Origin of the sequence: Lacrimispora sphenoides JCM 1415, from assembly GCF_900105615.1 — a bacterium.
GTDB lineage: Bacteria > Bacillota > Clostridia > Lachnospirales > Lachnospiraceae > Lacrimispora > Lacrimispora sphenoides.
The window spans coordinates 325,502-337,330 of the sequence record NZ_LT630003.1 but is presented as its reverse complement, the minus strand read 5'-3'; the positions used below and the strand labels follow the sequence as shown (position 1 = coordinate 337,330).

Genomic DNA, 11,829 nt, shown 5'->3' with positions numbered 1-11,829 from the left:
TTCATGGCGGGAAAATCGGGAAGAACAATATCTGCGCAGGCAGAGCAAAGCTGGAGAAAAAGCCTTCTCAGCTGGGAAGGGATGCTGGTATTTCTGTTTTTTGCTGTAAACCTGTTATGCATGATCATATCTCCAAGCTATAAGCTTACCAATGTGCTGCGGGAAATGCCAAAATATTTAACTGAGGTGTTTCTTCTGCTTCCCATGGCTTATGTCCTTATTTTAGGGGAGATCGATCTATCAGTGGGCGCTACAGTCTGCTTATCGGCAACCACCGCCTGCCTGGCGGGAAATGCAGGCATTCCATTTCCGGTTGTCATTTTAACCGGCATTCTTGTCGGAACAGCCTGCGGGCTTTTTAACGGGATTGCAGTCACCCTGTTTACAGAGCTGCCATCCATGATCGTCACACTGGCTACGATGATCATATTCCGGGGAATTGCAGAAATTGCACTGGGAAGCGGAGGGTCTGTGTCCTTAAAGCATAATGAAGGCTTTCGGGCACTGGCAGGGAAAATCGGACCTATACCTTATATCTTTTTTGCAGTCCTGTTTGCGGCAGTTATTTTCATTTTTATTTTAAACAGGACCTCCTTTGGGCGAAGGCTCTATGCCATTGGAAGCAACCGGACCACATCTTTCTATTCCGGCATCCATGTGCAGAAAATGCGTCTGGCAGTTTATTCTGTTACCGGCATGATGGCGGGCATCAGTGCCATGTTTCTGGTTTCGGTCCTTTACGGTGCAAATACCACTACTGGAACAGGCTTTGAACTGGATGCCATTGCCATGGCTGTGTTCGGCGGGATTTCCACGGCAGGCGGTAAGGGTAAATTAACCGGAGCCATGATATCAGCATTTATCATTATCTGTCTCCGTATCGGCTTAGGCCAGATAAACATGAATCCCCAGGTCATTCTGGTGATTCTTGGTACCCTGTTAATTCTGGCAGTTATGATACCGGAACTTTTAAAAAACGGAAAACGGAAGCATGTGTGATACGTAACACCAGAAGGTGTTCAGTATAAAAAACTAAGAAATGGAAAGGGAGGTTATTGTAACATGAGAAAACAATTGGTTTATGCAATCCTGTGTACCGCTGCGATTTCAGGAATCCTTGCAGGCTGCAGCAGTAAAAGCAGTACGACGGAAAGTACGGCGTCCCCACAGAAAACCGAGGCTGCGTCCAAAGACCGGACGGGAACCGGGGGAGCCGACGGAAAGACCTTTGCCATCGTTACAAAGGCGGCAGGCAATCCGTATAATGAAAAAATGGCACAAGGTTTTCAGAAGGTCATTGAAGCGGAGGGAGGTACCTGCATTATCAAGCATCCGGAGTCCGCTACGGCAGACGCCCAGGTTTCCGTTATCCAGTCCCTGATCTCCCAGGGCGTGGATGCTCTCTGCATCGCGGGAAATGATGAAAACGCCCTTCAGGCAGCTTTGGAGGAGGCCATGACAGCCGGGATCAAGGTTTCCTGTCTGGATTCCAAGGTGAATAAAGACAGCCGCCAGACCTTTGTCAACCAGGCCGGAACCACGGAAATAGGCCAGGCCTTAATGGATGCCGTCTATGATATTTCAGGCGGTGAGGGAGACTGGGCCATTCTTTCTGCCACCTCCCAGGCTACCAACCAGAATGCCTGGATCGAAGCCATGAAAGAGGTCATGAAGGAAGGTAAGTATTCAAAGCTCAATCTGGTAGAAGTTGTCTATGGAGATGACGAACCCCAGAAATCCACGGACCAGACTCAGGCGCTTTTATCCAAATACCCTGATTTAAAGGTTATCTGCGCGCCAACCACCGTTGGGATCAATGCAGCCGCAAAGGTTCTTCAGGATGAAAAATCCAAAGTCAAGCTGACTGGCCTTGGACTTCCCTCTGAAATGGCGGAATACATCGGCAATGATGACGCTCACTCCTGTCCTTATATGTACTTATGGAATCCTATTGACGTAGGTTCCTTAGGGGCTTATACTTCCATCGCCCTGGTAGACGGGTCTATCACAGGGAAAGCCGGTGACAAGTTCGCTGCCGGGGAAATGGGCGATTACGAAGTGATCGGGGCATCGGATGGCGGAACGGAGATTATTCTTGGGCCTCCATTTAAATTTGACAGTTCCAATATTGACGAGTGGAAATCTGTTTATTAATAAAATAGGGGAAAGAAATGGCTGCCGTACCACTCTGGTACTCTCCTGCCTAAACCTAAGTTATAAGGATAAAACTCTACTATATTTCCTCAAGATAGCGGATAGCATTTACAGAAAGAAATTAATGAGATAACATCTATAGGTACGGAAAAGGCCGCAGTTTAAAACTGCGGCTTTTCTTTGCTGATGGACACTTCCCCTCATTAATGATCTTCAAGTTTTTAAGCTGCTTTCTTTTGATAACTTATTATAAGCGTTGCAAAAACTACAAGTACGCAACCTGCATCTTGATACATGCTGATTGATTCTTTTAATATGGTGACAGAAAACAATGTTGAACTAATTGGAATAATACCTGAAAAGGCCGCAATGGTATAACCGCTACACCTTTTTGCCCCTGCGAACATAAACGCAAAAGCAACGATTGTAACAATACTGCCATACCATACGAAGGCAATCCAGCCGCTGATCGGCAGCGCTGCGATTGCTGCCCAGGGATGTTCCAATAAGGCAGGAATAAGGCATAGTACCATAGCGCAAATACTTACAAATCCAGCGTGGACCAATGGGGGCAGTGTTTCATCATTTATACCCATATGGATTTTCCGTGAAAACGTTGTAAAAAGCGATTCACAAGCTGCCGCGCATAAAACATAGATTGCTCCGATTGGCTGAAAATTTTCAAGCGTTGTCTCAAATGAAAAGCCTTGTACCAACAGTACTCCGGCAAATGTTATAAGAATACCTATCACCGTGTGTAAGCTTAAATATTCGTGCAGCATTATCCAGGTGAGCAATGCAGTGATTGCCGGCGTGGCCCCTGTAATAATCCCTGCTTCTGCAGCTCCAATATATTGCAATCCTGTTGTTAAAAACACCCGAAAAAGAAAACTGCCAAATATAGCCTGCAACAGAATGACCGTCCAGGTTTTTCTTGACAGACACTTTGCTGTATCATACATGTTCTTACCGCAAAACAGTACCGCAGTTAAGGATGCGAATACCAGGCTTAAAAACGTGGTGGTAAAAGTCGGAAGATATGCGGATATAAAACTTGCGGCAATCACCGAAGAACCAGCCAAAATAAATGCTACCGTTAAATATAGTCTCCCCATGACGGCCTCAATAGACATTTATGGATTGTATTTCCACACCTGGAATCGCTTGCGACAGATAGGAAGATATGGTTTTTAAGTGCGCATGGATCAGCGGTCCGGTCACGCCTTCAACTCCGTATACAAAATAGAGAGCATTTTGAGTGGATTCTGTAATTCTTGTCCTGTAATCAGGTCCGGTCATTATGCTTGAAAGTATCCCTCTTTCATCAGATAAGTACAGATCGTTTTTTATAAGCTGCTGTTCTTTCCCGGATATGCCTTTATAATTCAATGGTTCTGTAGCGATATTAACTGTCAGATCACCTTCAATCATTTCTAAATCGTGTCCGGCAGTAAGCAGTAAATTCTTCACCTCGGCTAAAAACATGGCTTCTACGGGTATGCCAACAGGTGGGATACTTTTACCCTTTAGCAAAACCGACTCTAACTGCCCCAATACATGATAGGTTTTATTATACCGCTTGTAGTAGGCCGCGTAATGACTAAGTGGTTCTTTTGTCAAGAAGGATTTGCGCTCGTAACCGGAGTTATTTAACTTCATCTGCTCTATTTCTGTTGCTATTATGTTATCCATAACAGCACGTTCAATCGGTGAACAAAGCCCATTAACAATCATCATGCCGAATTTCGTTTCTGGAAAAGTGCTTTTCACAGAGGGTGATATTTTTATCATGTTCTTTCCGTCCTTTCCTTTTAGCAATGGTATGTGTTATAATTCTATCATCCGGAAAGTGGTCTTAAAAGTTCCACTTTTCCTCTAATTTTATAGAACCACTTTTGAAAGGAATGATCGGAATGTGGATTACGATTGACCGCCAAAGCCAGCTAACACTTGCCCGCCAAATTTATAAACAAATCTGTCAAATGATATTAAGCGGCACACTGGAATCCGGGCACCGGCTTCCCTCTACAAGAAAATTATCTTCTGATTTATCTGTCTCAAGAAATACTGTAATTGAAGCATATAGCCAGCTAATTGCAGAAGGGTACTTAAATACCTATAAAGGTTCAGGTACCGTTGTTGCAGAAGGATTAAACGCTTTCGATATTGGAATATCTTTCAATCAAAATACAATTCCAGAAAAGGATAAAATACCGCTGCCAAAGAAAATGATTGACTTCCGAACAGGAATACCGGCGCTCGAATATTTCCCCCGCAAGGAATGGGGCAATCTCTATCGGGAAATATGCAGCCAAATCCCTGCCTGCGCTTTCGGCTATTGCAGTACATCTGGAGTATGGGAGTTAAGGGTGGCAATCGCCCAATACTTATATCGGACAAGGGGCCTGTCATGCAACCCTGCCCAAGTCATAATTACCTCCGGTTCCACGCAGGGCTTATCGTTGATTTCCCATGTACTACAGGACAAGCAAAAGGTGGTCTTAATGGAAGATCCTTCCCATGCAGGACTGCGGAGGGTAATTACAACGGCGGGATGCTTGATCGAAGGCATTTCCGTAGATGATAAAGGTTTGCGCACAGAATTGCTGGATATCCCAAGAGAAGTCTCATTTATTTATACCACACCATCACACCAGTATCCCATGGGAAGTATTCTGCCCATTCAAAGGCGGTTGGACTTAGTCCGGTATGCCGAACAAAATAACTGCTATATTGTAGAAGACGATTACGACAGCGAATTTCGATACGAAGGACAGCCTGTAAGCTCTCTTTACGAATTAAATCCGGAACGTGTGATTTATCTCGGCTCGTTTAGTAAGATACTGGCCCCCGCATTCCGGTTAGGATTTATGATTTTGCCTAAAGAGCTGGTCTCTTCGTGTAAAAAGCTTAAAATGTATTCCGATGTCCATACGGATGCATTGGGCCAATACACATTGGCAAAGTTCATACAAAACGGTGGGTTTGAAAAGCACATATGGAAAATGAAAAAGCATTATGGCAGAAACCGCAGTTTACTCCTTTCTGAACTATCAAAACATTTTCCCGGCCAGTATGATGTCTTAGGACACGCTACGGGCTTACACCTTGTTGTACAATTCCACAACAAAATGATTACTGATAAAATGGTTCATGCAATAGCCGATAGTGGCGTAAGTATCTATCGAGCAGGGAGCTTTTATCTGAAAGAAAATCAGGAGCGCAATAATGAAATCATATTGGGATATTCCCATTTGTCCTCTGAAGAGATCGCAGAGGGGGTTAAAATTATCAGTGACATTATTTTATAGACGGCAGAGATATGGGTTACCGGAAACTTTAAAACTTTAAATGAATAGGACAAGAGAGGGCACCCCTCAGTCATTTCACGACTTGGGATACCCTCTCGATTTTTCAAAACCCCTTCCGATACTCGGCAGGACGGGCTAAAAAGCTGCCCTTTTATCTTCACTTTGATTTCAGATTCAGATAAACCATATTATAATGACATTGCCGAATACTCATCCACTGGTGTATTATACAAATCCACGTCAAGCTCTGATGTCAGCCTTGCTGTTACGAGGCCGGCCAGCATAGCATCATTCACATTCAAAGCGGTCCGTCCCATGTCAATTAAAGGTTCCACTGATATTAACAATCCGGCCAGGCCAACAGGCAGATTCATGGCGGATAAAACCATCAACGCGGCAAATGTCGCACCGCCGCCAACCCCGGCAATACCAAAGGAGCTGATTGCAACGATAATAGACAGTTTTGCAATGAAACCAATACTCATAGGGTTAATACCAACCGCAGGGGCGATCATGACAGCAAGCATAGCGGGATAAACACCTGCGCAGCCATTCTGGCCAATCGTTGTTCCGAAAGATGCGGCAAAGTTGGCAATACTTTCAGGAATACCAAGCTTCTTAGTTTGTGTTTCAATCGTTAAGGGCAGCGTACCCGCACTGGATCTTGATGTAAACGCAATGGTAAGCGTTGGGAAGGCCTTCTTGATGTATATTGCGGGATTCAATTTCATCAACAGGATGATTAAAAAGTGTATGGCAAACATAACAATCAATGCGACATAGTTTGCAATGACAAACTTAGACAGGGCAATAATGCCTGCTATGTTCGTTGTCGCAATTGTCTTTGTCATAAGTCCCAGAATACCATAAGGCGTTAATCTTAGTATAAAAGTTACCATCCGCATCACTACAGCATAAAGGGAATTAATGATTTTCTGGAAAGTTTCAGCTTCTTCCGGTTTTTTCTTTTGTATTCCCAATGCGGATATGCCAAGAAATGCGGAAAAAATAACTACTGCTATGGTAGAGGTAGCCCTGTCACCTGTCATATCCTGGAAGGGATTTTGGGGGATAAAACTCAAAATCTGCTGCGGTATCGTCTGATCCTGGACGGTTGAAACTTTTCCTTCAAGATACTCGGCCCGGTCTGACTCCGCCTGGCCAACGGTTATTTCTTCTGCTGTCAGATGAAAGGTATTTGCAGTTGCTATGCCCACCAAAGCGGAAATGAACACAGTCAGCAGTAATGTTGCCAGCACATATGTACTGATTTTCCCCAAGCTTGTATGGGACTTCAGATTAACGATGGCCGATATAATGGAGACCATAATTAGTGGAATAACAATCATTTTCAGAAGATTCACATAACCAGTACCGATAATGGATATCCAATCCAACGAAGTTTTTAGTACTGGGCTGTCAGGTGCAAAAGCAAGCTGCATGATACTGCCTATAACAATTCCCATAAGCAGAGCAGAAAATACTCTCTTAGCAAACGATATATGCTTCTTCTGCATATAGTAGAGAATTCCGACAAGCACAAGGATCATAGCGATTATAACCAAAGTCCATAACAAATCCATACATTTTCCTCCTTAAAAATCACACATATTGAACACTGCAGTATCAGAAATTTGTTTGCATAGTGACGGGGAGATTGTGAAACTACTGAAATCTTTCATGGTACGATGATTCTACGGCGGCTTTGGAACTGTTACGGCATCAGATATTCCTTTACCCATACGCCCCCGGATTGATAAAGTATATTCACAAGGAATAACCTTAATGATACAGTTTATTAATGATTTCAACCGATCTTACCCTATATAACATATATGTTTAGTATGTTAACATTATGTGGTAAATTTGTCAATTTATTTTTGCTTGATTAAACCATCGCGGAGGTGCAAAAAACGGAGTGCATCTTGCATATGCACTCCGTTCTCCTGTCAGATACCGGTCTTCTGCCGGAATTAAAAAACTAAAAAAAGACGGACTACTGCCCGCCGTTCCTTCAAAGCTTCTCTTCTGCATCATAATTCTCTTGCAACAACTCCATATACACGGCGACCGATCCGAAGGATTCTTCCGGTTTCTAATTCCTCTTTAAAAAGCACCAGTGCGAAAATAAAGTATGTTAATAAGGCCATCAGTCCAATAATTGATAAAAAGTAAACCATTCCTTTATAAATGCGCATTATTCCTCCTTTTTAAAAAGTTGAGACTTATCATTCTTCAAAACTTTTTATATAGTTATTGCAGCCATTTCTTCCAACATGCGCATCAGTTCTAAAGCGCTTCGAAAACTCACATATTTTTTCTTCGTCAGCCTTCCAATCACTCTTCCCTGCATGCTGGCATTCTGGCGATACTCTATCTTGACTGTCAATGTTTCTTTAGCCAGATGCGCCCTGGAACCTAGGGTCTTACTATCCTGCAGCTGAATCTTTGCCTTTACTGGCAGTCTGTTTTTCCCTTGGGTCCTGTATGCATATTCCTCCGCCATCTTTCTATTAAGAAACCTTGGATTCGTAGATGGCTGGGGGGTCCCAATCCAGTTGCATATTTCATCCAATTTAAGAATCAAATCACCTACGCTGGAAAACCAGACTGGTTCATCGATGTAGCAGTTTAGAATTTCACCATTTAAATTTCCATCATTTTCTTCATGAAAACAAATAAGCATTGTACTGATGCGGTCTGTTTCAGTCAAGCCTTGACAGACGTTTAGTATTTCTTCGCTATATATCATTCGTACTTATCCTCTTTTATATCATAGTTTATCAAGTTTCAGACTACTATATTCTTTATATTAAAATAATAGAGGACTTTTTTGCTTTAATCTGTCCTTAACCTGCATTTTTTTGATCCTAATTTAAAAATAATATCTGCAGGCATGACAAAAGCCGCAGCTTAAAACTGCGGCCTTTACTTCGTTGCTATATTATATTTATTTAAAAGTTGATAAATTCATCCGTCTTAATCACACGTGCAAAAAGGCCATCCAATGAAGCCATGAAAACATTTTGAACGGTTTCGGCGGAATTCCATCAGCATAATATGATTCCAATGTATCAAGCAAAGACTTCTTTGCCTCTTGAGATAACTTCCGCTGCAAAGCCAATAAATATGGTCAGAACGGCGTGTATCAATTGCTTCTTTTAATTCCATTGGTACACTCCTCTCCTGACTTTTGTGATTCTCAATATAAATAATACTGTATCCAGCAATAATCGGAGCGATAATGTTATGAATGGCATAAATGTCGTAATGTATGAGGCGTTATTCTATAAATATGGCCGGCCTTCGGGTTCCAGTGATCGTGATTTCTCCGCCGACACGGCAGCTTACCAATCCGCTTTCCGCAATAATAAAACCTTGTACATCGCTTACATCATCTGTTATGATTTTTCTGCATGTAATATCCCCTGCGACATGGGAGTGGTATAGCTGCACTTGATTTGCCCGGATATTTCCGGTAACGGTACCGCTGCAGTAAACTGTCCCTCTGCAAAAAACATCACCATTCACGTCACCTTTGATGAGCAGATCATCGCTGCTTTCAAGATATCCATATATTTCATCATTTTGCATTCCATTAAACTTTTCGGATTGAAAGAATTTATGATTCATTCCATCAATCACCTCCTTTTCACGCCGAACTATCAGGAACCTGATTTAATCAATATTATATGTTTTTTTATCTTACCTAAGTAAATATTGTTCCTAACTGGCTTTATGTTGTACCAAACGATAATTGATAAATATTGATAACCATATTAACTAATTTGGAATATTTTGTTAATTAAGAACATTATTCCGGCATTTTGGAACAAATTGTCCTATAAATATTTTAAAAGTAGTATATTTAAAGCGTGAAATTAGGCAACATGTGGCGCTCCCGCCGCTCATCCTGCCTATCTTATCAGTATACAAAACGGAGGTGATCTGTATTCCCAAGATATATTCATCGGAAGACGTTTTAACTGCAGCAATGGAACGAATTAACATCGCATTCACACATTTCTCCCATCTATACCTCTGCGTATCCGGCGGCAAAGATTCATCTGTTATGCTTCAGCTCTGTGCGCACGTAGCCCGGCAAAGGGGCAGGAAATTCAGCATTCAGTATATTGACCTGGAAGCACAATATCAGGCAACCATTCAGCATATTGAGGAACTGCGCAGGATGACGGCAGACGTCGTAGACAGGTTTTACTGGTGCTGCCTGCCTCTGTCACTTCGTAATGCGGTTTCCGTCATACAGCCTAAATGGATTTGCTGGGACCGTAATGATCAGGATAAATGGGTACGGGATATGCCTGATTACGATTGCGTAATAAATGAAAACAACATGCCAGAAGATTGGACATGGTTTTACAAAGGCATGGAGTTTGAGGAATATACATACCGGTTCAGTCAATGGTTTCAAAAAACCCATGGCAATACTGTTGGTGTGGGCATCGCTATCCGGAGCAATGAGAGCCTTAACCGTTTTAATACCATCATCAGTAAAAAGAAGGAGCGGTTTCAGGATTATGGCTGGACTACAAAGCTTCGTGTTTCTGATCCCGGTTGCGAGATTTTTCATTTCTATCCGTTATACGATTGGCGGACCGAAGACATTTGGGGCGCAGTAAGCCAGCTGGATCTTGCCTTTAATGAAATTTATGAACTGATGTACAAGAACGGGCTGAGCATCCATCAGCAGCGGCTTTGTCAGCCTTATGGAGATGACCAACGCAACGGGCTGAACCAGTTCCGTGCATTGGAACCGGAGACCTGGGAGCGGGTGGTCAATCGAGTTCATGGCGTGAATTTTGGAAATATCTATGCAAGATCATCACTGCTCGGAAATATAAAATCAGAAAAGCCCGGGGAAATGACCTGGCAGCAGTATACTGTATTATTGCTTGAAAGTCTCGGCCTATATTCACCAGAGCTGAGGGATCACTACTATCGTAAAATCAATACGTATATGGAGTGGTGGAACACACGCGGATACCCGTTAGAGAAGATACCAGACGAAGCAGACCGGAAGCTGGAGACCCAAAAAAAGGTTCCATCCTGGCGGCGGATAGCCAGAGCTATCGAAAAGAACGATTTCTGGCTGCGCCGGCTCAGCTTTGCGCCATCGAAGTCAGACGTAAAGCTTTTGATGCAGCTTAGAAAGCAATATCAGAATTTTATAAATTTTGACGACGCCCAGGATAAGCAGATGCGTAAGATCATTACCGAGGAGGAAGACGATGGAAAAGATACAATGCTTTGAAGGGAACTATGATAAAGCGCTATTTTATTCAAAGATGGGGCGCTTTTTCGCAGAGGAGCGATACATTCGTCAGATGCCCTACCTGCGCAATGAGCCTGACCGGGTCTGGTTTCTGATTGAAAAAGAAGGGCAGGTCGCCGCTTTTTCCTCTCTGGTAATTAAGGATGAATACATTTTATTTTCTACAGAATATGTGGAGATAAGATACCGCAGACAAGGCCTGTTCAGAGCCTTAACAGATGCCCGGTTCGAATATTGCCAGGAAATCAAAATGCCTGTGCGGACCTCTACCAGCATCGAATTGGTCAAAGACTTCTACATGCGGCGGGGATTTTCAGTATATAGAAAAACGAAAAATTACTGGTTTTTATCCGGAAGGATTCAGGAGGTTACCTATGATATACAAGAAAGAGAAAATAACAGAAACCTGTTATTCGGAGCTTGAGGCTTGTGTCGAAAAAATGACACAGCTCCTTAAAACAATGAGATTGCATGAAAAAGTGCAGGCACTAAATAAAATTCGCCGCGCGTTAAGTGAATGTTCTCCGTTTCAAGATCCCGTAGATCTCGTGGAGTGGATTCCTGCCCAAAAGGTACAGGCAAACGATTATAATCCCAATAAGGTTGCTCCGGATGAGATGGAACTGCTTTACACATCGATTCGTTTGGATGATTTTACCCAACCTATCGTATCCTACCGCATCGACAATGATCACTATGAGATAACAGATGGATTTCACCGCAACAAAATTGGCAGATATCCCGAAATTGCGAAAAAGCGCCATGGCTACCTGCCTTTAACCATCATTGATAAGCCTCTGGACGAACGCATTGGCTCTACGATCCGCCACAACCGGGCAAGAGGAACCCACCAGATCCGTTCGATGAGTGAGATTGTTGTCGGCCTGGCATCAATGGGGTGGTCAGATGCTAAAATAGAAAAAAATCTGGGCATGGAATTGGATGAAGTCATTCGGCTGAAGCAAATCAGCGGATTGAAAGAAGCCTTCCAAAACCATGAGTTTTCCAAATCCTGGAACGAATTTGAATATAAATATTATAAATAAAAAGGCAGCTTCCATCTCAATGAAA

At 42.9% G+C, this 11,829-nt stretch carries 12 protein-coding genes; 6 read left to right on the top strand and 6 right to left on the bottom strand.

Going from position 1 to position 11,829, the window contains the following annotated elements; genetic code table 11:
* Positions 1–3 precede the first annotated feature (3 nt).
* Complete coding sequence (locus BMX69_RS01435) at positions 4–999, top strand: ABC transporter permease (RefSeq protein WP_100041346.1); 996 nt, start codon at positions 4–6, stop codon at positions 997–999.
* Between the two features lie 63 nt (positions 1,000–1,062).
* Complete coding sequence (locus BMX69_RS01430) at positions 1,063–2,154, top strand: rhamnose ABC transporter substrate-binding protein (RefSeq protein WP_100041345.1); 1,092 nt, start codon at positions 1,063–1,065, stop codon at positions 2,152–2,154.
* Positions 2,155–2,375: 221 nt separating this feature from the next.
* On the opposite strand, the gene BMX69_RS01425 is transcribed toward BMX69_RS01430, so the two are convergent.
* On the bottom strand, positions 2,376–3,287 hold the full coding sequence (locus tag BMX69_RS01425; protein ID WP_054791436.1) for a DMT family transporter: 912 nt from the start codon (positions 3,285–3,287) through the stop codon (positions 2,376–2,378).
* Entirely contained in the window at positions 3,277–3,891 is a 615-nt protein-coding gene (locus BMX69_RS01420; RefSeq protein ID WP_166433159.1) for a hypothetical protein, read from the bottom strand. Before BMX69_RS01420 ends, BMX69_RS01425 begins: the two co-directional genes overlap by 11 nt.
* Before the next feature lie 167 nt (positions 3,892–4,058).
* On the opposite strand from BMX69_RS01420, the gene pdxR reads away from it, so the two are divergent.
* The gene (gene pdxR, locus BMX69_RS01415; RefSeq protein WP_242941416.1) at positions 4,059–5,465 is read left to right on the top strand and encodes a MocR-like pyridoxine biosynthesis transcription factor PdxR; all 1,407 of its coding nucleotides are present in this window, start codon (positions 4,059–4,061) and stop codon (positions 5,463–5,465) included.
* Between the two features lie 188 nt (positions 5,466–5,653).
* Here the strand turns inward: pdxR and BMX69_RS01410 are convergent, their stop codons facing one another.
* From BMX69_RS01410 to BMX69_RS01400, 4 genes are all read right to left on the bottom strand, one after another.
* Positions 5,654–7,048, bottom strand: coding sequence for an L-cystine transporter (locus BMX69_RS01410; RefSeq protein ID WP_100041343.1), 1,395 nt, complete (start codon positions 7,046–7,048; stop codon positions 5,654–5,656).
* Between the two features lie 450 nt (positions 7,049–7,498).
* Positions 7,499–7,663, bottom strand: coding sequence for a hypothetical protein (locus tag BMX69_RS24015; protein ID WP_157724378.1), 165 nt, complete (start codon positions 7,661–7,663; stop codon positions 7,499–7,501).
* 47 nt (positions 7,664–7,710) lie between these two features.
* Positions 7,711–8,217 carry a hypothetical protein gene (locus tag BMX69_RS01405; RefSeq protein WP_100041342.1) on the bottom strand — a complete coding sequence of 169 codons (507 nt, stop codon included), beginning with the start codon at positions 8,215–8,217 and terminating at the stop codon, positions 7,711–7,713.
* A gap of 530 nt (positions 8,218–8,747) precedes the next feature.
* Positions 8,748–9,098: a polymer-forming cytoskeletal protein gene (locus tag BMX69_RS01400; RefSeq protein WP_100041341.1), complete on the bottom strand. Its 351-nt coding sequence runs from the start codon at positions 9,096–9,098 to the stop codon at positions 8,748–8,750.
* A 361-nt stretch (positions 9,099–9,459) separates the two neighbouring features.
* Between BMX69_RS01400 and BMX69_RS01395 the strand changes: the two genes are divergently transcribed.
* Genes BMX69_RS01395 through BMX69_RS01385 form a run of 3 tightly spaced genes read left to right on the top strand, consistent with a single transcriptional unit; the run spans position 9,460 to position 11,804 of the window.
* Positions 9,460–10,737, top strand: coding sequence for a DUF3440 domain-containing protein (locus BMX69_RS01395; protein WP_242941336.1), 1,278 nt, complete (start codon positions 9,460–9,462; stop codon positions 10,735–10,737).
* Positions 10,715–11,182: a GNAT family N-acetyltransferase gene (locus tag BMX69_RS01390; RefSeq protein WP_054791431.1), complete on the top strand. Its 468-nt coding sequence runs from the start codon at positions 10,715–10,717 to the stop codon at positions 11,180–11,182. Before BMX69_RS01395 ends, BMX69_RS01390 begins: the two co-directional genes overlap by 23 nt.
* Positions 11,133–11,804: an IbrB-like domain-containing protein gene (locus BMX69_RS01385; protein ID WP_100041340.1), complete on the top strand. Its 672-nt coding sequence runs from the start codon at positions 11,133–11,135 to the stop codon at positions 11,802–11,804. The genes BMX69_RS01390 and BMX69_RS01385 overlap by 50 nt, the downstream gene beginning before the upstream one ends.
* The last annotated feature ends 25 nt before the right edge of the window (positions 11,805–11,829 follow it).

What these genes read in the sequence shown, in the direction of transcription:
- BMX69_RS01435 (WP_100041346.1), top strand. Translation starts at nt 4, where the DNA reads ATGGCGGGAAAATCGGGAAGAACAATATCTGCGCAGGCAGAGCAAAGC.
- BMX69_RS01430 (WP_100041345.1), top strand. Translation starts at nt 1,063, where the DNA reads ATGAGAAAACAATTGGTTTATGCAATCCTGTGTACCGCTGCGATTTCA.
- BMX69_RS01425 (WP_054791436.1), bottom strand. Translation starts at nt 3,287, where the DNA reads ATGTCTATTGAGGCCGTCATGGGGAGACTATATTTAACGGTAGCATTT.
- BMX69_RS01420 (WP_166433159.1), bottom strand. Translation starts at nt 3,891, where the DNA reads ATGATGATTGTTAATGGGCTTTGTTCACCGATTGAACGTGCTGTTATG.
- pdxR (WP_242941416.1), top strand. Translation starts at nt 4,059, where the DNA reads ATGATCGGAATGTGGATTACGATTGACCGCCAAAGCCAGCTAACACTT.
- BMX69_RS01410 (WP_100041343.1), bottom strand. Translation starts at nt 7,048, where the DNA reads ATGGATTTGTTATGGACTTTGGTTATAATCGCTATGATCCTTGTGCTT.
- BMX69_RS24015 (WP_157724378.1), bottom strand. Translation starts at nt 7,663, where the DNA reads ATGCGCATTTATAAAGGAATGGTTTACTTTTTATCAATTATTGGACTG.
- BMX69_RS01405 (WP_100041342.1), bottom strand. Translation starts at nt 8,217, where the DNA reads ATGATATATAGCGAAGAAATACTAAACGTCTGTCAAGGCTTGACTGAA.
- BMX69_RS01400 (WP_100041341.1), bottom strand. Translation starts at nt 9,098, where the DNA reads ATGAATCATAAATTCTTTCAATCCGAAAAGTTTAATGGAATGCAAAAT.
- BMX69_RS01395 (WP_242941336.1), top strand. Translation starts at nt 9,460, where the DNA reads ATGGAACGAATTAACATCGCATTCACACATTTCTCCCATCTATACCTC.
- BMX69_RS01390 (WP_054791431.1), top strand. Translation starts at nt 10,715, where the DNA reads ATGGAAAAGATACAATGCTTTGAAGGGAACTATGATAAAGCGCTATTT.
- BMX69_RS01385 (WP_100041340.1), top strand. Translation starts at nt 11,133, where the DNA reads ATGATATACAAGAAAGAGAAAATAACAGAAACCTGTTATTCGGAGCTT.